Annotated in this window: 23 protein-coding genes; 2 read left to right on the top strand and 21 right to left on the bottom strand. The window is 62.8% G+C overall.

Annotated features, from left to right (window positions below; translation table 11 throughout):
• Positions 1-99 precede the first annotated feature (99 nt).
• Positions 100-1,374, bottom strand: coding sequence for an Hsp70 family protein (locus AD665_RS24395; RefSeq protein WP_024779208.1), 1,275 nt, complete (start codon positions 1,372-1,374; stop codon positions 100-102).
• A gap of 294 nt (positions 1,375-1,668) precedes the next feature.
• Between AD665_RS24395 and AD665_RS24390 the strand changes: the two genes are divergently transcribed.
• A complete protein-coding gene (locus tag AD665_RS24390) occupies positions 1,669-2,607 on the top strand; it encodes a DnaJ C-terminal domain-containing protein (protein WP_024779209.1) in 939 nt (312 codons plus the stop codon).
• A gap of 52 nt (positions 2,608-2,659) precedes the next feature.
• A complete protein-coding gene (locus AD665_RS24385) occupies positions 2,660-2,959 on the top strand; it encodes a chaperone modulator CbpM (RefSeq protein ID WP_024779210.1) in 300 nt (99 codons plus the stop codon).
• 174 nt (positions 2,960-3,133) lie between these two features.
• On the opposite strand, the gene ureC is transcribed toward AD665_RS24385, so the two are convergent.
• The 20 genes from ureC to AD665_RS27950 form a co-directional block, all read right to left on the bottom strand.
• On the bottom strand, positions 3,134-4,834 hold the full coding sequence (ureC, locus tag AD665_RS24380; protein WP_053194224.1) for an urease subunit alpha: 1,701 nt from the start codon (positions 4,832-4,834) through the stop codon (positions 3,134-3,136).
• 133 nt (positions 4,835-4,967) lie between these two features.
• Entirely contained in the window at positions 4,968-5,273 is a 306-nt protein-coding gene (locus tag AD665_RS24375; RefSeq protein WP_024779212.1) for an urease subunit beta, read from the bottom strand.
• Positions 5,270-5,803: a GNAT family N-acetyltransferase gene (locus AD665_RS24370; RefSeq protein ID WP_053194222.1), complete on the bottom strand. Its 534-nt coding sequence runs from the start codon at positions 5,801-5,803 to the stop codon at positions 5,270-5,272. Before AD665_RS24370 ends, AD665_RS24375 begins: the two co-directional genes overlap by 4 nt.
• 6 nt (positions 5,804-5,809) lie before the next feature.
• Complete coding sequence (locus tag AD665_RS24365; protein ID WP_024779214.1) at positions 5,810-6,343, bottom strand: GNAT family N-acetyltransferase; 534 nt, start codon at positions 6,341-6,343, stop codon at positions 5,810-5,812.
• A gap of 10 nt (positions 6,344-6,353) precedes the next feature.
• Entirely contained in the window at positions 6,354-6,656 is a 303-nt protein-coding gene (gene ureA / locus AD665_RS24360; RefSeq protein ID WP_003197350.1) for an urease subunit gamma, read from the bottom strand.
• Between the two features lie 177 nt (positions 6,657-6,833).
• Positions 6,834-7,676 (bottom strand): urease accessory protein UreD, encoded by an 843-nt coding sequence (locus tag AD665_RS24355; protein WP_053194220.1) that lies wholly within the window; start codon positions 7,674-7,676, stop codon positions 6,834-6,836.
• A gap of 30 nt (positions 7,677-7,706) precedes the next feature.
• Positions 7,707-8,405 (bottom strand): urea ABC transporter ATP-binding subunit UrtE, encoded by a 699-nt coding sequence (urtE, locus tag AD665_RS24350; protein ID WP_053194218.1) that lies wholly within the window; start codon positions 8,403-8,405, stop codon positions 7,707-7,709.
• 165 nt (positions 8,406-8,570) lie between these two features.
• Positions 8,571-9,440: an urea ABC transporter ATP-binding protein UrtD gene (gene urtD / locus AD665_RS24345; RefSeq protein WP_053194216.1), complete on the bottom strand. Its 870-nt coding sequence runs from the start codon at positions 9,438-9,440 to the stop codon at positions 8,571-8,573.
• Positions 9,437-10,516, bottom strand: a complete 1,080-nt coding sequence (urtC, locus tag AD665_RS24340; RefSeq protein WP_024779218.1) for an urea ABC transporter permease subunit UrtC — start codon at positions 10,514-10,516, stop codon at positions 9,437-9,439. The genes urtD and urtC overlap by 4 nt, the downstream gene beginning before the upstream one ends.
• Positions 10,516-12,018 (bottom strand): urea ABC transporter permease subunit UrtB, encoded by a 1,503-nt coding sequence (gene urtB, locus AD665_RS24335; protein WP_053194214.1) that lies wholly within the window; start codon positions 12,016-12,018, stop codon positions 10,516-10,518. The genes urtC and urtB overlap by 1 nt, the downstream gene beginning before the upstream one ends.
• Positions 12,019-12,177: 159 nt before the next feature.
• Positions 12,178-13,443: an urea ABC transporter substrate-binding protein gene (gene urtA / locus AD665_RS24330; protein ID WP_024779220.1), complete on the bottom strand. Its 1,266-nt coding sequence runs from the start codon at positions 13,441-13,443 to the stop codon at positions 12,178-12,180.
• A gap of 341 nt (positions 13,444-13,784) precedes the next feature.
• Positions 13,785-14,795 (bottom strand): FecCD family ABC transporter permease, encoded by a 1,011-nt coding sequence (locus AD665_RS24325; RefSeq protein ID WP_024779221.1) that lies wholly within the window; start codon positions 14,793-14,795, stop codon positions 13,785-13,787.
• On the bottom strand, positions 14,792-15,739 hold the full coding sequence (locus AD665_RS24320) for an ABC transporter substrate-binding protein (protein ID WP_024779222.1): 948 nt from the start codon (positions 15,737-15,739) through the stop codon (positions 14,792-14,794). Before AD665_RS24320 ends, AD665_RS24325 begins: the two co-directional genes overlap by 4 nt.
• Positions 15,736-16,524, bottom strand: coding sequence for an ABC transporter ATP-binding protein (locus AD665_RS24315; protein WP_024779223.1), 789 nt, complete (start codon positions 16,522-16,524; stop codon positions 15,736-15,738). Before AD665_RS24315 ends, AD665_RS24320 begins: the two co-directional genes overlap by 4 nt.
• Positions 16,525-17,167: 643 nt before the next feature.
• Positions 17,168-18,547 carry a PepSY-associated TM helix domain-containing protein gene (locus tag AD665_RS24305; RefSeq protein ID WP_053194210.1) on the bottom strand — a complete coding sequence of 460 codons (1,380 nt, stop codon included), beginning with the start codon at positions 18,545-18,547 and terminating at the stop codon, positions 17,168-17,170.
• 122 nt (positions 18,548-18,669) lie between these two features.
• Positions 18,670-20,796, bottom strand: coding sequence for a TonB-dependent copper receptor (locus AD665_RS24300; protein WP_053194208.1), 2,127 nt, complete (start codon positions 20,794-20,796; stop codon positions 18,670-18,672).
• Positions 20,797-20,877: 81 nt separating this feature from the next.
• Positions 20,878-21,264, bottom strand: a complete 387-nt coding sequence (locus tag AD665_RS24295) for a DUF2946 domain-containing protein (protein WP_122319401.1) — start codon at positions 21,262-21,264, stop codon at positions 20,878-20,880.
• Between the two features lie 54 nt (positions 21,265-21,318).
• Positions 21,319-21,798, bottom strand: a complete 480-nt coding sequence (locus tag AD665_RS24290; RefSeq protein WP_024779228.1) for a copper chaperone PCu(A)C — start codon at positions 21,796-21,798, stop codon at positions 21,319-21,321.
• 51 nt (positions 21,799-21,849) lie between these two features.
• On the bottom strand, positions 21,850-22,248 hold the full coding sequence (locus AD665_RS24285) for a DUF2946 domain-containing protein (RefSeq protein WP_024779229.1): 399 nt from the start codon (positions 22,246-22,248) through the stop codon (positions 21,850-21,852).
• 147 nt (positions 22,249-22,395) lie between these two features.
• The gene (locus AD665_RS27950) at positions 22,396-22,689 is read right to left on the bottom strand and encodes a helix-turn-helix domain-containing transcriptional regulator (RefSeq protein ID WP_231995002.1); all 294 of its coding nucleotides are present in this window, start codon (positions 22,687-22,689) and stop codon (positions 22,396-22,398) included.
• Positions 22,690-23,152: the final 463 nt, after the last annotated feature.

Genomic DNA, 23,152 nt, shown 5'->3' with positions numbered 1-23,152 from the left:
CGCGAGCAAGCCCGCTCCCACATTTGATCGCATTGCTCCTGAGAGACCCGGTCAACTGTGGGAGCGGGCTTGCTCGCGAAGGGCGCGCCGCTGTGCTGCTCAGCCTTGGGTCCCGTAGCGCTTCATCGCCTCGATCGCCAACCCGCTGCCGATGCTCCCGAAGATGTTCCCTTCCACGTGCCGCGCCTTGGGCAGCATGGCCGAGACGCTGTTGCGCAGGGCCGGGATGCCACTGGAGCCGCCGGTGAAGAACACCGTGTCCACCTGATCGACGCCGACATTGGCGTCATTGAGCAGTTGCGTGACGCTGGCGCGAACCCGTTCCAACAGGCCGTCGATAGCCGATTCGAACAGCGCCCGGCTCAGGTCCACGCTCAAGCCCGGCTCGATCCGGTCCAGGGCCACATGGCGCTGGTCGGCGTGGGTCAGCTGGATCTTGGTTTCTTCCACTTCCATCGCCAGCCAATGCCCGGCGCGCTGTTCGATCAACTTGAACAGCCGGTCGATGCCGCCGGTGTCTTCGATGTCGTAGCGCATGCTGTTCAGGGCCAGAGTGGATTTCTGCGCATACACTGCGTTGATGGTGTGCCAGGTCGCCAGGTTCATGTGGTGGCTGGTGGGCATGTAGGCGCCGCTTTTCATTCGGCTGCCATAGCCGAACAGCGGCATCAGGCCCTGCAAGCTCAGTTGCTTGTCGAAGTCGGTCCCGCCGATGTGCACGCCGCCGGTGGCGAGGATATCGGCGTGGCGGTTGTCGTGGGTACGGCGTTCAGGGGACAGGCGCACCAGGGAGAAGTCCGACGTACCGCCGCCGATGTCGACGATCAGCACCAGCTCTTCTTTTTCGATGGTCGATTCATAATCGAATGCCGCCGCGATGGGTTCGTACTGGAACGAGACTTCCTTGAAGCCGATGGCGCGGGCCACATCCACCAAGGTATTTTCGGCCTCCTGGTCCGCCAGCTCATCGTCATCGACGAAAAACACCGGGCGACCCAGCACCACTTCCTCGAACTCCCGACCGGCGGTGGCCTCGGCGCGTTTTTTCAACTGGCCGATGAACAGGCCGAGCAAGTCCTTGAACGGCATCGCTGTGCCCAGCACGCTGGTGTCGTGTTTGATCAGCTTGGAACCCAGCAGGCTCTTGAGCGAGCGCATCAGCCGGCCTTCGTAGCCTTCCAGGTACTCATGCAGCGCCAGCCGGCCGTAGACCGGACGGCGTTCCTCCAGATTGAAAAACACCACCGAGGGCAGGGTGATCTTGTCGTCCTCCAGCGCGATCAGCGTTTCCATGCCGGGGCGCAGCCAGCCGACGGTGGAGTTGGACGTGCCGAAGTCGATGCCGCAGGCACGGGCCGGGGATGCGTTTTTCATGTCTTTCAGGTTCCGGTTGAAAAAACGGCCGCGCAGTGTATGCCAGTGCGGCGCGGATTCGAAGGCCGGTTATCCGCTAATTCGCACTCTCAGCCTTGAAAGACAGCGTTGGACCCCCAAACTTGTCGGCATGAGACTGGCAGCCACAGGGCGGACACAAGAACCGCCACCGGTTGCCGATAAACTTCTGAAGCGCCGCCAGGTCCCAATCTTGAGATGGATCAACCCGGTGCCCGCTGATCCGGGCATGCTGTGGACGGTGGTGCGACATCGATAACGGGTGGTGATGCTTAGATGGACTTCAAAGACTATTACAAGATCCTGGGTGTGGAACCAACGGCTGACGACAGCACGATCAAGGCTGCCTATCGCAAACTCGCGCGCAAATACCACCCGGATGTCAGCAAGGAAAAAGACGCCGAGACCAAATTCAAGGATGTCTCCGAAGCCTATGAAGCGCTGAAAAGCGCCGACAAACGCGCCGAATACGACGATCTGCGTCGATATGGCCAGCATGGCCAGCCGTTCCAGGGCCCCCCGGGCTGGCAGAGCCGCGGTGGTTTCGGGGGGCAGGATACCGGGGATTTTTCAGACTTCTTCAGTTCGATCTTCGGCAATCGCGGGCCAGGATTCGGGGGCGCACAGTCAGGTCGCAGCGCCGGCCGTCGGGGGCAGGACGTGGAAATGGAATTACCGATTTTCCTGGAAGAAGCCCTGTCGAATGAGTCGAAAAAGGTCAGCTTCCAGGTGCCGCAGTACAACGCGGCGGGCCAGCACGTCAGCAACACCAGCAAAAGCCTGAACGTGAAGATCCCGTCAGGCGTGACCGACGGCGAGCGGATCCGCCTCAAGGGCCAAGGCGCGCCGGGTATTGGTGGCGGGGCCAATGGCGACTTGTACCTGACCATTCGCTTTGCCCCGCACCCCAAATTCGATGTCGAAGGCCAGGACCTGATCATCACCCTGCCGCTGGCGCCCTGGGAGTTGGCGCTGGGCACCGAGGTGGCCGTCCCGACCCTCACCGGCAAGATCAACCTCAAGGTCCCGGCCGGCAGCCAGAACGGCCAGCGCATGCGTGCCAAGGGTCATGGCCTGCGCAACAAGGCCGGTGAGCGCGGCTACTTGTTCATCCAGCTCAAGGCCGTGATGCCCAAGTCCAACGACGAAACGGTCAAGGCTTTGTGGGCAGAGCTGGCGAAGAAAGCCGCGTTTGATCCACGGGAGAATTTCTGACGGCGGGGCCTTTGCCAGCCCTGCCCTGTCAAGGTATTGGGAGAAGCACACCATGAGCAACCCGATCATTGAACTGAGCCTGACGGAGTTCTGCGAGGCCGCCGCGTTGCAGGATGTCCATGTGATAGAAATCGTCGCCCATGGCATCCTCGAACCCCACGGGTCGGCCCCGACGGACTGGCGTTTCACCGACTACGAGCTGGTCCTGGCCCGTCGTGCCGCCAAGCTGCGCCGCGAGTTGGAGCTGGAATGGGAAGGCGTCGCCCTGGCGTTGGATCTGTTGGAGGAGGTGCAGCAACTGCGCACCGAGAACCGCATGCTCAAGCAGCGGTTGGGGCGGTTGGTGGAGTGATGCAGTTCATTGGGCGAAGGGAGCAGGCTTTGTGTGGGAGCAAGGCCTGGTGTTGGAGCAAGGCTTGGTGTGGGAGCAAGGCTTGCCCGCGATAAATACAACGCGGTTTCCCTGATGTTGAGCTGCTTGTATCGCGAGCAAGCTATGCTCCCACGGAGTTTCTTCGCCACTCAATCAAAACAGAAAATACCGCTGCGCCATCGGCAGCGACTCGGCCGGCTCGCACCACAGCAACACGCCGTCGGCCTTGACCTGATAGGTCTGTGGATCGACGTCGATGTCCGGCAGGTAGTCGTTGTGGATCAGGTCGGTTTTCTGCACATTCCGGCAACCCTTGACCACGGCGATTCTTTTCTTCAGGCCCAACTGTTCCGGCAGACCGGCATCGGCGGCCGCCTGGCTGATGAAGGTCAGGCTGGTGGCATGTCGCGAGCCGCCGAAGCTTGCGAACATCGGTCGGTAGTGCACCGGTTGCGGTGTCGGGATCGAGGCGTTGGCGTCGCCCATCAGGCTCGCGGCAATCGCTCCGCCTTTAAGAATCAGCGTCGGCTTGACGCCGAAGAACGCCGGGCGCCACAGCACTAGGTCAGCCCACTTGCCCACCTCGATTGAGCCCACTTCATGGCTGATGCCATGGGTGATCGCCGGGTTGATGGTGTATTTGGCGATGTAGCGCTTGATACGGAAGTTGTCGTTGCCTTCGCCGTCGCCGGGCAGGGCGCCACGCTGTTTCTTCATTTTGTCCGCCGTCTGCCAGGTGCGGAGGATGACTTCGCCGACGCGGCCCATGGCCTGGCTGTCGGAGCTGATCATCGAGAACGCTCCGAGGTCATGGAGGATGTCTTCGGCGGCGATGGTTTCGCGGCGGATACGGCTTTCGGCGAACGCCACGTCTTCGGCGATGCTCGGGTCCAGGTGGTGACAGACCATCAGCATGTCCAGGTGTTCGTCGATGGTGTTGCGGGTGAACGGTCGTGTCGGATTGGTGGAGCTGGGCAACACGTTAGGGAAACCACAGGCCTTGATGATGTCCGGCGCATGACCGCCGCCGGCGCCTTCGGTGTGGTAGGTGTGGATGGTGCGCCCCTTGAAGGCGCCCAGGGTGGTTTCCACGAAGCCGGACTCGTTGAGGGTGTCGGTGTGGATCGCCACCTGCACGTCGTACTGGTCGGCCACGTTCAGGCAGTTGTCGATGGCTGCCGGGGTGGTGCCCCAGTCTTCGTGCAGCTTCAGGCCGATTGCACCGGCCTTGACCTGCTCGATCAATGGCTCCGGCAGGCTTGCGTTACCCTTGCCGGTGAGGCCGAAGTTCATCGGGAAAGCGTCGGCGGCCTGGAGCATGCGCGCCAGGTGCCATGGGCCGGAGGTGCAGGTGGTGGCGTTGGTCCCGGTCGCCGGGCCAGTGCCGCCGCCGATCATGGTGGTGACGCCGCTCATCAAGGCCTCTTCGATCTGCTGCGGGCAGATGAAGTGGATGTGGGTGTCGACGCCGCCGGCCGTGAGGATCATGCCTTCGCCGGCAATCACTTCGGTGCTGGCGCCGATGGCGATGGTCACATCGGGCTGGATGTCCGGGTTGCCGGCCTTGCCGATGGCCGCGATGCGCCCGTCCTTGAGGCCGACGTCGGCCTTGACGATGCCCCAGTGGTCGATGATCAGCGCGTTGGTGATCAACGTGTCCACCACCTCCGCGGCCAGCAGCTGGCCCTGGCCCATGCCGTCGCGAATCACCTTGCCGCCGCCAAACTTCACTTCTTCACCGTAGGTGGTGAAATCCTTTTCCACTTCGATCCACAGCTCGGTATCGGCCAGGCGGACCTTGTCACCGACGGTGGGGCCGAACATGTCGGCGTAGGCTTGTCTCGAGATCTTCATGTGCTTGCCTTGGAATTCAATGTCGGAATATGAAGCTAAACCTGTGGGAGCACCGCTTGCTGGCGATGAACGATGCCGCGGCCTGACAGGACACTGCGGCGCCTATATCGCGGGCAAGCCTTGCTCCCACAGGTTACAGATCACCCATGACCCGCCCGGCAAACCCGAACACCCGGCGATGCCCGGCCAGGTCCACCAGTTCCACCTCGCGGCTCTGCCCCGGCTCGAAGCGCACGGCAGTGCCGGCCGGGATGTTCAGGCGCATGCCGCGGCTGGCGGCGCGGTCGAAGGTCAGGGCGTCGTTGGTTTCGAAGAAGTGATAGTGCGAGCCGACCTGGATCGGCCGGTCACCGCTGTTGGCGACGGTCAGTTTCAGGGTGCGGCGACCGACGTTGAGTTCGATGTCGCCGGGCTGGACCTGGTATTGGCCTGGAATCATTGCGGTTGTCCCAAAAGCTTGTAGTAGATGGCGGTCGGGGTGTACGTCCCGTCCGGGCTCTGGCAGTAGTCGGGCAGTTCACCGACACGGGTGTAGCCCATGGCGCGGTAGAACGCCTCGGCCTCGGAGCCGGCCTCGGTGTCGAGGTACAACAGACCACGCTTGTGCTGGCGGGCGCCGAGCTCCAGGGCACTCATCAACTGCTGGCCCAGGCCCCGCCGGCGGGCCTCGCCCCGGACCAGCAGTTTCTGCACTTCGGCGCGGTTCAGGCCGTTGGGCTTCTGGCAGAGGGCGAGCTGGACGCTGGCCTGCACCTGTTCGTCCTTGACCACGACCCACAGCAACAGGCTGCCCTGGTTGAGACTGGCCTGGACTTCATCGAAGTAGGCGCGGGCCTGGACCCCATCGAGGTCGGCCATGAATCCGACACTGGCGCCGTACCCCACGGCGTCGAGCAACAGATCGATCAGGCCCTGGCGGTAATGCGCAAAGCTTTCGGCGTGGACTCGACGCAACTGGGCGGCGTTCATCTGATGTCACTCCTTGTTGGAAACAGGTGCAGGCGCCCCTGGATTGAGGATCAACTGCATGAAAGTCAGGTCCAGCCAGCGACCGAACTTGGTCCCCACCTGGGGCATCTGCCCGGTGATGACGAAACCGGCCCGCTCGTGCAAGCGAATCGAAGCCGCATTGCCGCTTTCGATGGCGGCGACCATGACGTGTTTGCCACACGCCTTTGCGCGCTCGATCAACGCCGTCATCAACCGTGGACCGAGGCCATTGCCACGCTGGTCGCTGCGCACGTACACCGAATGCTCCACGGTGTGCCGGAAGCCGTCGAAGGGGCGCCAGTCGCCGAAGGCAGCATAGCCGAGTACATGTTCTTCGCCGTCGACGATCACCAGCACCGGGTAGCCCTGGACCTGCCGCGCATCGAACCAGGCCTGGCGGTTGCCCAGGTCCACGGCCTGTTCGTTCCAGATCGCCGTGGTGTTGAGCACGGCGTCGTTGTAGATGTCGCGGATGGCGGGCAGGTCCGCCGGGTGCGCGTCACGAATCCGATACGTCATGGCACGTTCCTCAGGCGATCGGCTGGTGGACGGTGACCAGCTTGGTGCCGTCGGGAAAGGTTGCCTCGACCTGGATCTCCGGGATCATTTCCGGGATGCCTTCCATCACCTGTTCGCGGCTCAGCAGGGTGGTGCCGTAATGCATCAGCTCGGCCACGGTCTGGCCGTCGCGGGCGCCTTCGAGCAGGGCCGCGGAAATGTAGGCCATGGCCTCCGGGTAATTGAGTTTCAAACCACGGGCCAGCCGTCGCTCGGCGACGAGGCCGGCGGTGAAGATCAGCAGCTTGTCTTTTTCGCGTGGGGTCAGGTCCATGTGCAGTCCATAAAAGGCAGATAAATAATTCGCGCTGAGCTCAACCCTTGGATGGGAACCCGTGGGAGCAAAGCTTGCTCGCGATAAACAATAACGCGGTCTTCTTCTGTGTCGAGGCGCCTGCATCGCGAGCAAGCTTTGCTCCCACAGAACTCACTACTCCCACAGAAAAGCAATTCATGTGCTCCAGATTCTCGGTGGCACGGCTTCTCGACCCAGCAACGCCGGGCGCAGCAGTCGCCACAACTCAACCAGCCATCCCCGCGCCAGCAAGGCCTCGCTCGCCAGGCACCGCGCCACCACCAGCCCAGGCAATTGTGTCAGGTCGCCACGCACGGCGTGGGCCAGGGATCGGCACCGGTCCAGCAGTTCGCCGTCGATCTCTCCGGTCACCAGCAACGTCGCAAACACCGGGTCGCCGTCCAGCCCGATAGGTGAGTCCAGCAAACCGTCGCCACCGACGATGCGCTGGCGCTCATGCCACAACAACTGCCCGTCGCGGCGAATGTCCAGCCGCGATTGAAAGTGTCCCAGGTCGAAGCGCTCGCCGCTGGCGGGGCGGCCGAGGGCAACCATGTCCCAATAAAACAGGCGCCCGTCGCCCTGCAGATCAATGGAGGTGTCGAGTTCGGCCTGGGCGGCGCTGAATACAATGGTTTCCTGGGGCAGCCACTCCAGTGTTGCCCCGGCTGCGACGCTCAGCCTCAGTTGCTGATAGGCAGGCGCCGTGGCGCGGTACCACTTGGCGGCGCCGGGGCTGGTCAACTGTGCCCAGGCGCCGGAACCGACGCGAGCCGAGATATCCAATCGGTCACCGCCAGCAATGCCCCCGGGCGGGTGGACGATGATGTGTTGGCACACCTCGGGCCCTTCGGCATACAAATGTTTTTGCACCCGCAGCGGACCTGTATGGCGGCGCTGGACCGGGCGCGTGCTGTCGCCGAAGCGGGCATAAGCCAACTCCAGCTCGGCGTGCCAGCAGGGCGTGAACAGGGCAGGTGCAGAGAGAGGTAGATTCATGATTTCTGATTATTGTCCGGACGCTACAGACTAGATGGTAACCAGCCCGCGCACACCTTCGGCTTCCATGTTTTCTCCGCGCCCCTGCTGCACGATCTCGCCCCGGGACATCACCAGGTACTGATCGGCCAGCTCGGCGGCGAAGTCGTAGAACTGCTCCACCAGCAAAATCGCCATGTCGCCCCGGGCCGCGAGTTTCTTGATGACCGCGCCAATTTCCTTGATGACCGACGGTTGGATGCCTTCGGTGGGCTCGTCGAGGATCATCAGTCGTGGACGGCTGGCCAACGCCCGGCCAATGGCGAGCTGCTGTTGCTGGCCGCCGGACAGGTCACCGCCACGGCGCTGTTTCATCTGCTGCAATACCGGGAACAATTCGTAGATGAACGCCGGCACCTCCCGCGCCTCGGAAGCGGGAAAACGCGACAGGCCCATCAGCAGGTTTTCCTCCACGGTCAGCCGCCCGAAAATCTCCCGCCCCTGGGGCACATAGGCGATGCCTGCGTGGACCCGCTGGTGCGGCTTGAAGGTGGTGATCGGCTGGCCCTCCCAATTCACCGCTCCCTCCCTGGCCGGCAGCAGCCCCATCAGGCATTTGAGCAGGGTGGTCTTGCCCACGCCGTTACGGCCCAGCAGGCACGTCACTTCGCCGACCTTAACGTCAAACGACAGGCCCCGCAGGATGTGGCTACCGCCGTAGTATTGGTGGAGCTTGTCGACTTGCAGCATGGTTTGAATTCCCCTCAGATCCTCTGTGGAGCAATGGCTTTCTGTGGGAGCAAAGCTTGCTCGCGATAGCAGCACCTCGGTCTAGCAGAAGACCGCGTTATCGTTCGTCGCGAGCAAACTTTGCTCCCACAGGCCCTCTTCCATAGAGGTAATGTGTTCACAGCTCTACCGACCGAGGTACACCTCGATCACCCGCTCATTGTCCTGGACCTGTTCCAGCGACCCTTCGGCCAACACGCTGCCCTGATGCAGGACGGTGACGTGGTCGGCGATGGTGCCGACGAAACCCATGTCATGTTCCACCACCATCAGCGAATGCTTGCCCGCCAGGGATTTGAACAGCTCGGCGGTGAAGTCGGTTTCGGCGTCGGTCATGCCCGCCACGGGTTCGTCGAGCAACAGCAATTGCGGGTCCTGGACCAGCAGCATGCCGATCTCCAGGAACTGCTTCTGTCCGTGGGACAGCAGCCCGGCCGGGCGATTGACCGATGGCACGAGGCGGATGGTCTCCAGTACTTCACCGATGCGGTCATGCTGCTCGCCGGTCAGTTTCGCCCGCAGGCTGGCCCACACCGACTTGTCGGTTTTCAATGCCAGTTCCAGGTTCTCGAACACGCTCAGGGCTTCGAACACCGTGGGCTTCTGGAACTTGCGGCCGATGCCGGCCTGGGCGATCTGCACTTCGCTCATGCCGGTCAGGTCGAGGGTCTCGCCGAACCAGGCCTTGCCGTGGCTGGGGCGGGTCTTGCCGGTGATCACGTCCATCAGTGTGGTCTTGCCCGCGCCGTTGGGGCCGATGATGCAACGCAGCTCGCCGACACCGATGTACAGGTTCAGATCGTTCAGGGCCTTGAAGCCGTCGAAGCTGACGCTGATGTCTTCCAGGGTCAGAATCGTGCCATGACGGGTATTCAGGCCAGCGCCGGCAGCCCGGCCGAGGCCTATGGCGTCGCGGCTGCTGCCGGCGTCCTTGTTGGGTTCGGTGGGGAAAAAAGCCGGCTCGAGCATGAATTCGGCACTCGCTGTGATTCTCATTGTTCGCCTCGTTTCTTCAGCAGACCCACCACGCCCTTGGGCAGGTACAAGGTCACCACGATGAACAGCGCGCCCAGGAAAAACAGCCAGTATTCCGGGAAAGCCACGGTGAACCAGCTCTTCATGCCGTTGACCACGCCGGCGCCCAGCAGGGGGCCGATCAGGGTGCCGCGTCCGCCGAGCGCTACCCAGACGGCAGCCTCGATGGAGTTGGTCGGCGACATCTCGCTGGGGTTGATGATGCCCACCTGAGGCACATACAACGCCCCGGCCAGCCCGCACAGGACCGCGCTCAATACCCAGACGAACAGTTTGAAGCCCCGTGGATCGTAGCCGCAGAACATCAGACGGTTCTCCGCGTCCCGCAGAGCGGTCAGCACCCGGCCGAACTTGCTGCGCGCCAGCCGCCAGCCGATGAACAGGCTCGTCACCAGCAACAGCACGGTGAGCAGGAACAGCACGGCGCGGGTGCCGGGTTCAGTGATGCCGAAGCCCAGGATCGAGCGGAAGTTGGTGAAACCGTTGTTGCCGCCGAAACCGGTTTCGTTGCGGAAAAACAGCAGCATTGCGGCGAATGTCAGGGCCTGGGTCATGATCGAGAAATACACACCCTTGATCCGCGAGCGAAAGGCGAAGAAACCGAACATCAATGCCAACAGCCCTGGCGCCAGGACCACCAGGCACAAGGCCCAGAGGAAACTGTCGGTGCCGCTCCAGTACCAGGGCAATTCGGTCCACGACAGGAATGTCATGAACGCCGGCAAACCATCACCGGCCGCCTGGCGCATCAGGTACATGCCCATGGCGTAGCCGCCCAGGGCGAAGAACAGGCCGTGGCCCAGGGACAGCAAACCGGCGTAACCCCAGACCAGGTCCAGCGCAAGGGCAACGATGGCATAGCAGAGAATCTTGCCCACCAAGGTCAAGGTATAGGCCGAGACGTGCAGTGGATGGTCCGCCGCCAGCAACGACAGCACTGGCAGGCTCAGCAGTACGGCCAGGATCAGCACGCCGACGGCGAGGGTGACTTTAGGCCCGGCCTTTTGCGTGGCCGTGAGCATCAGGGGCTGGTTCATCAGTCGATTATCCGTCCTTTGAGCGCGAAGAGGCCTTGCGGACGCTTCTGGATGAACAGAATGATCAGCGCGAGGATGAGGATCTTGCCGAGCACGGCGCCTATCTGCGGTTCGAGAATCTTGTTGGCAATGCCCAGGCCGAACGCGGCGGATACGCTACCGGCCAACTGACCGACGCCGCCAAGCACTACCACCAGAAACGAATCGATGATGTAGCTCTGGCCCAGGTCCGGGCCGACGTTGCCGATCTGGCTCAGGGCCACGCCGCCCAGCCCGGCGATGCCTGAGCCGAGGCCGAATGCGAGCATGTCCACGCGCCCGGTGGGCACCCCGCAGCAGGCCGCCATGTTGCGGTTCTGGGTCACGGCGCGCACGTTCAGGCCCAGACGGGTCTTGTTCAGCAACAACCAGGTCAGCAGCACCACGAACAGTGCGAAGGCGATGATGACGATGCGGTTGTACGGCAGCACCAGATTCGGCAGCACCTGGATCCCACCCGACAGCCAGGCCGGGTTGGCCACTTCGACGTTCTGCGCGCCGAATACCAGGCGCACCAGTTGGATCAGCATCAGGCTGATGCCCCAGGTGGCGAGCAGGGTTTCCAGTGGCCGTCCGTAGAGATGGCGGATCACCGTGCGTTCCAGGGCCATGCCGATGGCGGCGGTGATGAAGAATGCCACCGGCAGGGCGATCAGCGGGTAGAACTCGATGGCATTCGGCGCGAAGCGCTGGAACAGCATCTGCACGACGTAGGTGGAATAGGCGCCGAGCATCAGCATCTCGCCGTGGGCCATGTTGATCACCCCCAGCAGGCCGAAGGTGATGGCCAGGCCAAGGGCCGCGAGCAGCAGGATCGAGCCCAGGGACATGCCACTGAACGCCTGGCCCAACAACTCGCCCACCAGCAATTTGCGTTTGACTTGGGCGAGACTGGTTTCGGCGGCGGTGCGTACGCCCGTATCGGGTTCGGCGCCTGGTTCGAGCATGCCTTCGAGACGGGTACGAGCCAGCGGGTCGCCGGTTTCCCCCAGCAACCGGACGGCCGCCAGGCGCACGCTTGGATTGGCGTCCACCAGTTGCAGGTTTGCCAGGGCCAGGCTCAGGGCAGCGTGGACATCTTCGTCTTGCTCGCCAGCCAGTTGCCGGTCGAGAAAAGCCAGTTGCGCCGGACGCGCGCTTCTTTGCAACTGCTGCGCTGCACCCAGGCGCATGCCGGGATCGCTGGCAAGCAGTTGATGACTGGCGAGCGCAGTTTCGATCAGCCCACGCAAGCGGTTGTTCAAGCGCAGGGTCTTGGGCTGGCCGTCGACGGTCAACTGGCCTTGCTGCAAGGCGTTGAGCAGTTCGACACGTGCGGGCTCGGGCTGCGCGGCCCAGGTTTGCAGCAGTTTGGCCTGCTGGGTCGGGTTGGCGGCGACGAAGTCTTCGGCGTCGCCCGCGTGGGCGCCCAGTGGCAGTAACAACACTAGGGCGAGAATCAGACGGTAAAGGGCGGTGGGCATATGCTCGGCCTTGCGCAGTGCTTTTTGTGGGAGCGAGCCTGCTCGCGATAGCGGCGTACCCGTCACGTTTGCGCTGACTGATCCAGCGCTATCGCGAGCAGGCTCGCTCCCACAGGAGTCGTGTGTCGGTCCCGGGATCCGGGGCCGACACCCATGGGCTCAGTTACCCTTCACCGCATAGTCGGGCTTCTTGTCGTTGCCGGCGATGAACGGACTCCACGGCTGGGCACGGACCGGCCCCTCGGTCTGCCAGACCACGTTGAACTGGCCATCGGCCTGGATCTCGCCGATCATCACCGGCTTGTGCAGGTGGTGGTTGGTCTTGTCCATGGTCAGGGTGTAGCCCGACGGCGCGGCGAAGGTCTGGCCGGCGAGGGCTTCGCGGACCTTGTCGACGTCGGTGGACTTGGCCTTTTCTGCCGCTTGGGCCCACATGTGGATACCGACGTAGGTGGCTTCCATCGGGTCGTTGGTAACGGCCTTGTCGGCGCCCGGCAGGTTCTTGGCCTTGGCGTAGGCTTTCCAGGCATCGACGAATTTCTTGTTCGCCGGGTTATCCACCGATTCGAAGTAGTTCCATGCCGCCAGGTTGCCCACCAGCGGTTTGGTGTCGATGCCGCGCAGTTCTTCTTCGCCTACCGAGAATGCCACCACCGGTACGTCGGTGGCTTTCAGGCCCTGGTTGGCCAGTTCCTTGTAGAACGGCACGTTGGAGTCGCCGTTGACCGTGGAGATGACCGCAGTCTTGCCGCCGGCCGAGAACTTCTTGATGCTCGCCACGATGGTCTGGTAGTCGCTATGGCCGAACGGGGTATAGACCTCTTCGATGTCCTTGTCCGCCACACCTTTGGAATGCAGGAACGCCCGCAGGATCTTGTTGGTGGTGCGCGGGTAGACGTAGTCGGTGCCCAGCAGGAAATAGCGCTTGGCGCTGCCGCCTTCTTCGCTCATCAGGTATTCCACCGCCGGAATCGCCTGCTGGTTCGGTGCGGCGCCGGTGTAGAACACGTTCGGCGACATCTCTTCGCCTTCGTATTGCACCGGATAGAACAGCAGGCCGTTGAGTTCTTCGAACACCGGCAGCACCGATTTGCGCGACACCGACGTCCAGCAGCCGAACACCACGGCGACCTTGTCCTGGGTCAGCAACTGCCGGCCTTTTTCCGCAAACAGTGGCCAGTTCGAGGCCGGGTCCACGACCACCGCTTCGAGCTGCTTGCCGTTCACTCCGCCCTTGGCATTGATTTCGTCGATGGTCATCAGCGCCATGTCCTTGAGGGACGTCTCGGAAATCGCCATGGTCCCGGACAGCGAATGCAGGATGCCGACCTTAATGGTTTCGGCAGCCTGGACAGTCCAGGCCATGCCCATCGCGGCAATGCTGGCCGAGAGTGTAAAAGCCTTGATCAAGCTACGACGTTTCATGGTGCGATCTCCGTGAATTGGTGTTTTTTTCGAGGGCAGATGCAGACGCTGAAAAGAGCTTTTGCAAGGGGTGTGCCCGGTCGTGGAAAGGCCGGGAAATGTGGGGGGCGGCGCGCTGGGGACGACGGGGTGACGCACCACGAGCGACCGTCGCTTGTGCGCTGGTGCGATCAGATGCGCCACATCGGTGCGCAGAAATCGCAGGCCTCGAATGCCTTGATGTGGGAGCGAGCCTGCTCGCGATAGCGGTGGGTCAGCCAGAGACGATGGGACTGATCCACCGCTATCGCGAGCAGGCTCGCTCCCACAAGGAGGCTACTGTGGACAGAGGATTCGGGGGCTCAGCGCCGGCGCATCAGGCCGATGAAAAACAGCCCGCCAATGGCTGCCGTCGCCACGCCAATCGGCAGGTCCTCCGGTGCGATCAGGGTTCGGGCGGCCACGTCCACCCACACCAGGAACAGGCTGCCCAGCAGTACGCATGCCGGCAGCAAGCGACGATGCTCGGCGCCCACCAGGCGCCGGGCGATGTGCGGCACCATCAGCCCGACGAAACCGATCGAACCGCTGATGGACACCAGCACGCCGGTCATCAGCGACGCGATCAGGAAGATCCACAGCCGCACCTTCGCCGCGTTCAGGCCCAGGGTCACGGCGGTCTGTTCGCCCGCCATCAGGGCGTTCAGCGGTCGAGCCATGCCCAGCAGCAGGACCAGTCCCAGCAGGACACTGGCGGCGGGTACTGCCAGCAGTTCCCAGCGCGCCAGGCCCAGGCCGCCGAGCATCCAGAACATCACTGCGGAGCTGGCGCGATGGTCACCCAGGAACAGCAGCAGGTTGGCCGCCGCCATCATCACGAATGACACCGCCACGCCGCACAGCAACAGACGATCACTTTCCAGGCGACCCTGGCGGCTGGCAATCGCCAGCACCAGCAGCATGCTCAGCAACGCGCCGATGAACGCGGCGAGGGGCAGGGTCAGCAGGCCGATGATCTCACCGACATGCAGCACCACGATGACCGCCCCGAGGGTCGCGCCCGAGGTGACTCCGAGCAGGTGCGGATCGGCCAGCGGATTGCGGGTGACCGCTTGCAGCACTGCGCCGATCAGCGCCAGCCCCGCGCCTACCAGCGCCCCGAGCAGCAGGCGCGGCACGCGGATCAGCCAGACGATGTGTTCCTGGCCGGGCGTCCAATAGACCTCCCCCATGCCGAAGGCCTTGTTCAGCAGAATGTCCCAGACCACGGCCACTGGCACCCGCGCCGGCCCGAAGCCCAGGGACACCACGCACGAGATCAGCATCAGCGCACCGAGGAAGGCCAGCAGTCCGGCATAGCGACGAGGGTTCATCGGTCGTGAAAACCCTTCGCCAGGGTCTGTACCGCCACCACATTATCGATACCTGGCGTGGCCTGGACGTAGGGAATCACGATGAAGCGCCGGTCTCTGATCGCATCCACCGATTGCAAGGCCGGGTTGTCCAGCAGGAACTGCTGTTTCTGCTCGGCGCTGACTTCGCCGTAATCGACGATCACGATGACCTCCGGGTTGCGCTCAACCACGTTTTCCCAGTTCACCCGGGTCCAGCTGGTTTCCACGTCATCCAGGATGTTGCGCCCGCCCGCCGCGTCGATCAGGGCTTGGGGCATGCCCAGCCGACCGGAAGTCATGGCCCGGTCTTCACCGCTGTCATAGAGGAACACCCGGGGCCGATCGGCCGGCAGGTGTTTGCGGACTTCGGTCACCTGGGCCTGCATCGTGGCGATCAGTGCATTGGCGCGGTCCTGGACGTCGAAAATCTTCCCGAGATTGCGCAGGTCGTTGTAGGTGTCCTCCAGCGAAGCCGCCGGGCGTTTCATCACGAACGCGCAGGATTCAGTCAGTTCGTAAACAGGGATACCCAGCGGTTGCAGGGTCTGTGGCGTCAGGTCACCGCCCACCCGCATGCCGTAGTCCCAGCCGGCGAAGAAGAAGTCCACGTTGGCGTTGAGCAGGGTTTCCACCGAGGGGTATTTGGCCGCCAGTTCCGGCAGTCCATCGAGAATCTTCGCCATCTCCGGCGTCACCGATTTCCAGCCGCTGATGCCGCTGTAGCCGACCATGCGTGATTTGAGCCCGAGGGCGAGCATCATCTGGGTCATGTTGATGTCGTGGCTGACGGCATGCCGGGGGGCGTTGTTGAACACCACCTGACGGTTGCAGCTCTGGATCGTCAGAGGATAACGGGTGGCTTCGGCCAGGGCGTGGGCGCTGCACAGCAGCAGCGGCAGGAGCAGCAAGGAACGCAGGGTCATGGTTGGGTTATCCAGGTGATTCGTGGGTAGCCGGCGAGGGGATGTTCATCCACCAGGGCTTCGACGCCGAAGACTTCATGCAGCAGCGCGGCCGTCAGCACATCCTTGGGGGGGCCACTGGCGACGATGCGGCCGTGTTCGATGACGTAGAGCCGGTCACAGAAGGCGGCCGCCAGGTTCAGGTCGTGGATGCTGGCGAGGGTACCGATCCCCAGGCGCTTGATCAGTTGCAGCAGTTCGAGTTGATAGCGCGGGTCGAGGTGATTGGTCGGCTCGTCGAGGATCAGCAGTTGCGGTTGCTGGGCCAGGGCGCGGGCCAGGATCACCCGCTGTTTTTCACCGCCCGAGAGGGTAGCGAAGGCATGTTCGCCAAAACCTTGCAGCCCTGCCGCTTCCAGGGCCTGGATGACCAGGCGCCGGTCCTCGTGGTTATCGCCATCGAACAGGCCCTTGTGGGGCGTGCGGCCCATGGCGACCACTTCCTCGACCGTCAGGCCAAAGGCGTCGGGAAACTCCTGCAGTACCACGGCGATACGTTGTGCGCACCAGCGCGATGACTGACGCCAGACGTTGTGGTGGTCGAGTTTCACCTCACCGCTCTCCGGCGGGTTGAACCGATAGGCGCAACGCAGCAGGCTGGTCTTGCCACTGCCGTTGGGCCCGATCAACCCGACGAACTCCCCGGCCGCCACCTGCAACGAGGCGTCACGCAGTTGGAACTGGTGATGGCAGTGACCGTGGCCCAGGGGTGTCCAGGCGAGGTGGGAGAGGGTCAGCGAGGTCATGCGTGTACTCAAATGATCGGGTTAAGACACAATCCCTGTGGGTTATGTCTACAGTTCGGCAGCGGGCGCGATTGTAGAGGTTTCGCGCCGCCTTCCGTTAACGCACTGTCTTCAGCATGAAAATGAAACCTCCTCAGGCCGGTGTGTCCAACAACTCCCCAGGCAAGCCAACCGAATGGACGCAGACCTGTCAGACCTGACAGTAGCCCCAGGGGGCGACGCAGGTTAGCCTGCTTGTTCCCACTAAAGGGAAGAAACTCAATGACCACGACCCAGCTTGTGACTTCTATTGGCGCACTGGTCTTTGGGTGTATTGCCATTCGCTTGGCCGGCGCTTCCGGGCCTCCCTGTGAGCAAGCATGGAGGGATAACCCGATCAGCTCCAGTTGCAAGGCAACGGTGAGTGCGATGGACGCCGGACGCCCGCCCCGGGCGATGAGCGAGCCTCAGGGCAACGGGCGGTGCCGGATCACGGTGACCTGCAGGAATGCCTACGGCGGAGGCACGCCCAACGAGATCGAAGACGCCAGTGTTGACGACGTGAAACATTTTCACGTCTGCAATGGCGTCCTCCAGTCGCAGTCCTGTGGCGATCTGTTCCGACCTTGACCGTCGAAGCCTCGCGACCCAGTCGCCCCATTACTCAGGACATTGCATCGCCGCGAATGCCTTGGGCCCTGCGCGAAATCAACAGGCGGTCGATCATCCATACCACCGCCAGCGACGCCCCCACCAACGGAAACACCACCGCCAGGATCAGCATGATGAAGACCCCGGTCTTCCACGTCGGCAGGTCGTGACGCATGGGCGGTACACCGAGCCTGCCTTGTGGCCGGCGCTTCCACCAGATCACCACGCCGCTCACAGCGCTGAGAAGGATCATCAGGCAGATCAGCAGCACGATGATCTGATTCGCCGGGCCGAACATCTTGCCTTCGTGCAACATGACGCCGGTTTCGGTGGCGCGGGCGACGACGCTGTAATCGGCCCAGCGCACATCGGCCAGGACCTTGCCGGTGTACTGGTCCACGTGGAGGGTGGCGTCATTGCGCGGATCGTCGGCGAACACGGCAATGGTGAACACTCCCGTGGCTGTGGTCGGCAGGGTGATGCTGTAGCCCGGCGTGACCTTGTGTCCGGCGGCGATGTCCTGCACCGCTTGCAGGCTGATGGTCGGCGCCGCGGGGCCCTCATGCATGCCACCGTGGGCCATGTGCTCGGCGTGATCGCCGGACATCGGCATCGGCGTATTCTCCATGGCCCAGGGCACGGTCTGGCGGTGGGCACTGTTGAGGCTGCCGGCGTCGACGTCGGACTTGGGCACGTCGTTCCACATTGCGGCCGGGAAGCGATTCCAGAGCTCGGCGTATTGTTTGCCCCAGAAGCCGGTCCAGGTCATGCCGCTGAGCAGCATCACCAGCAGCAACGCCGCGCCCCAGAAGCCGATGACCACATGCAAATCGCGCCAGAACAGCCGACCGCGAGCGCTCCAGCGCGGCCACAGGACCCCGGCCGAGGATTGCCCGCGAGGCCACCACAGGTACAGCCCCGACACCACCAGCACCACGCCCCAGCCGGCGGCCATTTCCACCAGCCGATCACCGACGGTGCCGATCAGCAGTTCGCCGTGGATCGCCCTGGCCATGGCTTGCAAGTTGTTCTTGGCGTCCTGTTCGCCGAGGACGTCACCGTGATAGGGATCGATGAAGACGTTCAGCTCCCGACCTTTGTCGATCACCACGAACTGTGCGCTGCGCTCGGCGTCTGCCGGTGGCAGGTACTGTTTGACCCGCGCTTCGGGGTAGGCCTGGCGAACCTTCTGGAGCAAGTCGTCCGCGGCCATCGTGTGATGACCGGGCGGTACGTTCAGCAGGCTGCCGTACATCAGTGGATCGAGTTGCGGTTTGAATAGGTAAATGATGCCGGTCAAGGCCAGCATCACCATGAACGGCGCGACGAACAGCCCGGCATAGAAATGCCAGCGCCAGGCCAGGTTGTAGAAATTCGGTTTCGGTTGGCTCATCGAAAAGCGCTCCGCTTGGCAAATGTGTTTGTTATGTAGTCGCTGTGCGACCGAGCGCGGGCAAGCCTTGCTCCCACAGGGTTGGGTAGTGCCTGTGGGAGCGAGGCTTGCCCGCGATGTTGTCAGAAACTCATGTCCACCTTGGTCCAGAGCGTGCGCCCCGGTTCGTTGATGGCTTGGGGATCACTGGCCGGATAGCCGAATCCGGCGTTGCCGGCCAGGTTCAAGTGTTCCGTGTAGGCTTTGCCGAACAGGTTGTCGACGCCGCTGCTGACCTTCCAATGCGTGTTGATGCGATAGGCGCCGTTGAGGGAGAAGACCCCGAAGCCCGAGCTCGTGCCGTAGTCCTTGCCCACCACGTTGCCCCTGTTCTCATCGACCCGGTGCTGCGCCGCCACCACGCGCCACAAGGCTCCGGCGCTCCAGCGGTCGGCGCTGTAGGTCAGGCCCAGGCGCGCATCCAGCGGCGGCATCTGTGCCAGGGCACTGCCGTCGCTGCTGTTCTTGCCCCAGGCATAGGCCAGGGTGGCGTCGGCCTTCCAGCGTTCAGTCAGTTGGTAGGCCGCCCCCAATTCGCCGCCCATGATCCGTGCGTCGATGTTTTCGGCCCGGGAGGTACTGCCCATCATGCCGGGCGTGTAGTCGAACAGGATGTAGTCGCGCACCTGCCCGACATAACCCGAGGCCCAGGCTTCGAGGGTTTCGGTCTCGTACTGCAGGCCGAAGTCGAGCTGGGTGGTTTTTTCCGGCTTGATCGAATCGAAGGCATTCAGCGAGCTGGTGGGTCCGTCATCCGGCGAGAACAGCTCCCAGTAGTCAGGGAAGCGTTGCGCGTGGCCCAGGCCGGCATAAACCGTCGTGGGGCTGTCGGCCAGGTCGTGTTCGTAGCGGACGAAACCGCTGGGCAGGGTATCGGCGCGGGTCTCGTCGGCAGTGGGGTTGGGCTGAACCATCATGCCGGAGCCTATGCTCTGCCGGTAATCCTTGGCCGAAGCCCGGTCGAGACGGGCGCCGGTGACCAGCCTGTCGCGGTCGGCTGCGTACCAGGTCAGTTCACCGAAAACACCGTAGTTGTGAAAGTCGGCATCCTTGGTGCGCGGCAGTTCCTTGTAGGTGTCGACGCCCATGCTGCTGCGTTGGCGATGTTCGTTGGTCTGGGCATCCAGGCCGCTGATCAACTGCACATCGGCCCAGCGCCAGGTGGCCTTGATACGCGCGCCGAGTGTGCGTCGGTCGACGTTGGACGCCATGGGCCCGGCCATCATCCCGGTGCCCGAGGGGGTGCGCAGCGTGTAGTTGTCCATCACATGGTCGGCGTAGTTGTAGTAGACCTGTGCCTCGATCTTATCCAGCACCTCGCCGAGATTCGACCGTTCGAAACGCAGCCCTAGGCTTTCACGCTTGAACTGTGCGCCGTCCATGCCTCGCCCGGCATAGCGCGCCTCGCCGTCGCCCTTGCCGGCGGTCAGCTCCAGCAGCGTATCGGTATCCGGCGTCCAGCCAAGGGTGACGTCACCGTTCCACTTGTCGTAGCGCGACGGCACCGTGTCGTTGTTGCCATCGCGGTAATCGTCCGAATGAGCGGTGTTGCCGATCACTCGTACGTAGCCCAACGACCCGCCCGCAGCAGCGTCCAGCACTTTGTCGAAACGACCGTTGGAGCCGGCCAGCACACTGGCGTTGACCCTTGTGCCCAACTCGCCGAACTGTTCCGGCTTGCGGTCGAACAGGATGGTTCCGGCCGACGCTCCCGGGCCCCACAGCACGGTTTGCGGGCCCTTGATCACCGTGAGCTGATCGTAGGTTTCCGGTGAGATGTAGGAGGTGGGCGCATCCATCCGGCCGGGGCAGGCGCCCAGCAGCGTGCTGCCGTTGGTGAGGATATTCAGTCGCGAGCCGAACATGCCTCGCAGCACCGGATCGCCATTGGTGCCGCCGTTGCGCACCAGGGCGAAGCCGGGAATGGTCTTGAGGTAGTCACCGCCGTCACTGGCCGGGACCGGTTGGCGCGGGTCCTTGGGGTTGGTGACCACGGTCAGAGGGGAGCTGGGCGCGATGGCGGTGATGACCGTCGGGCTCAGTTCCTCGACTTGGCTTTCATGATGGTCGTGCTCATCGGCCAGCGCATGAGACGTGAGCAACAGGCCGCAGACGGCGGCGACGGCAGGGTGAAAACGCACCCGAGCCTCATTTGGAGGGCAACTGGCCTGGGCAGTACCCAAAGCGATGCCGGCAGGAAACCTGGACATGATAATTCCATCGAACAGACGTAGACGACACGGTCGGGCAGCCTGGGCTGTCTTGTGCGACCGGGTTGGTAAGTGTCGGGCTTACGCGTCGAGGGGCGGTGCGCGGGTACGGGCACCAGGGAAGAAGGACGGCCGGGCATGACCCAGGCGCGGGGACGGAGTGGTGTAGGTGTTGGCCGTTGGGGTGTCGAAAAAGGCGAGGGACTGCTCTCCGGGCAAAGCCGGACAGTTGAACAGCAGGCTGCAATAGCCACACTTCTCCCACAGCGCGTGATGCCCGTTCTGGGGCGGGCAGTGTTCGGCTGTCGTTGCCTCATGTCCGGCAAGAGCTCCTGCGGACATGTCCATGCTCATCGTCATGGACGCAGGCATGTGCTGATCCATCGGCATCGACTGAGAAATCAGTGGACCGACAAAGATCATCAGCATGGCGAACAGGCTGATCCAGCTGCCGCGTGCCAGGCTCATCGGCTGGCGGCGGGGCATGTCAGGCCTGGCGCGGGGAAGACCCATGGGCAGCTATCAGTGCATGTGGGCTTCGGTCATGGTGCCTTCGGGGGCTTTTTTCTGCACCGCAACGTCGACCGTGACATCCCCGGCTTTCTCGAAATGCAGAGTCATGGCGAAGCGCTTGCCGTCGCTCAGCAGGCTGCGGTCCTTCAGGTCCAGCAGCATGACGTGGTAAGCCATGGGGGCAAAAGTGACGGTAGCGCCAGGAGCAATCGCAACCACAGGCACGGGTTGCATCTTCATCAGGTCGTCCTGCTTCACGTGTTCGTGGAGCTCGGCCTTGCCGGCAATCGGCGTGTCGACGCTGAGCAGTTTGTCCGTCTTTGAGCCCGTATTGTGGATCACGAAATAAGCAGCCACGGTAGGGGCGTTGGGCGGCAGTTCCTGGGACCAGGGATGGGCGATCTCAAGGTCGCCGACCTTGTACTGATGAGCGTGAGCGAAGCCGACGGGAAGCAGCAGGGCAGCCAGCAGGATAAGTCTGTTCAACATGGGTGATTCTCCGGAACGATTCAGGACGCAATTGTTTTTATGCGGTGGGAATCAGACCAGAGGCGAGGCGCGGGGGTTGAGGCTCGGCCATTGCTGGCGTGGCGTGGGGCTGTCGAACGCCAAGTGGACAAGGCCGTGATGGGCAGGCTGTGGAGTCAGATACAGCCGCGGAGCCTGTCCAGTGAGCGCCACCAACGACGCCGAGCCTGCGCAGCACCAGCAATGCTGCATGGTCGAATGGTCGTCGTTGCGGGGCGTGCCCTGTTCGAGCTTGCCCAGGGAAATCGCCACCAGCTTCGTGCCACTGGAGGAACAGAAACTGCCCCACAACAGCTGCTCGACCGGCGCGTTCTTCTGCACTGCCCCGCTGCCGGAAAGCGGCATGGCAAGCATGTTGAACAGCACTGCGAAGCAGGCGATCCAGGCAAATGCAAGCCGTTGTCGGGACATGGGCGAATCCGCTCGGTTGGGCGATCAGGTGGCGGTATTTAGCCTGATCGCAGGCTGGAAGTAAAAAAGCCATGTGCGGTGTAGGGTCGCAGGGCTGGGGTTAACAATAGCAACAGATCGCCAGATGAGCGCTGTCGTGGCGAGATATCAGTCGACGTTCAATTGGTCACCATCCGCATCGAGGGCAATTGGCGTCATGTCTTTTGCTCGAGCGATATCGTCGAGAGCCGCTCGTACCAGTACGGCGTCGCCATCGTCCTCGTCGAAACAGGCATCCAGATACGCGGTCATTTCCTCAGGCGTTTTGAGATAAATAGCAGCATCGAAGCGTGTGAATGTTCCGGTCATTGAGGGCGCCTCCTCCAACAGTAGCTGAGCAAACTCAGGGTCACGCCTGGCGCGTTCGACAATCGTGTGTTTGTAGTTTCGTGTGAGGGCCATGGGACTACCTTCAAAGACTCCAATAGCTAGTGAATATTTGTGGCGAGAAGATTTATTCCCCATTGGGTTGAGTCGACACTGTGGGAGCAAGGCTTGCCCGCGATGAAGCCGACGCGGTTTATCTTGGAACCGAGTCGCGTTCATCGCGGGCAAGCCTTGCCCCCACAAAGCGCAGTGGTGTGACGTTTCGCTAAACCCTCCTCGCCACCGCAACGGCTTCGCGACTAAACGAAGGGAGGCGGCTGTACGCAGGTTAGTCGACCGGGGAGTTCAGCATTACCGGCGCGCCCGAGGGCGCCCTGCGCACAACCACCATCAAGTGCAGGTTGAATACCTGACTGGACGGAGCTTATGAACCAGCTGAAAGCCACGGGCGACTAAACCCGATCACTGAGGGGCAGTGACGGAGTCCAAGCTACCGATGCGCTCCCAGGTCCACAAGCCGGCGGATTCTGGCGCAGTT

The organism is Pseudomonas corrugata, assembly GCF_001269905.1.
In the GTDB taxonomy this organism is placed as follows: domain Bacteria; phylum Pseudomonadota; class Gammaproteobacteria; order Pseudomonadales; family Pseudomonadaceae; genus Aquipseudomonas; species Aquipseudomonas corrugata.
This window is presented reverse-complemented; position numbering and strand designations above follow the sequence as displayed.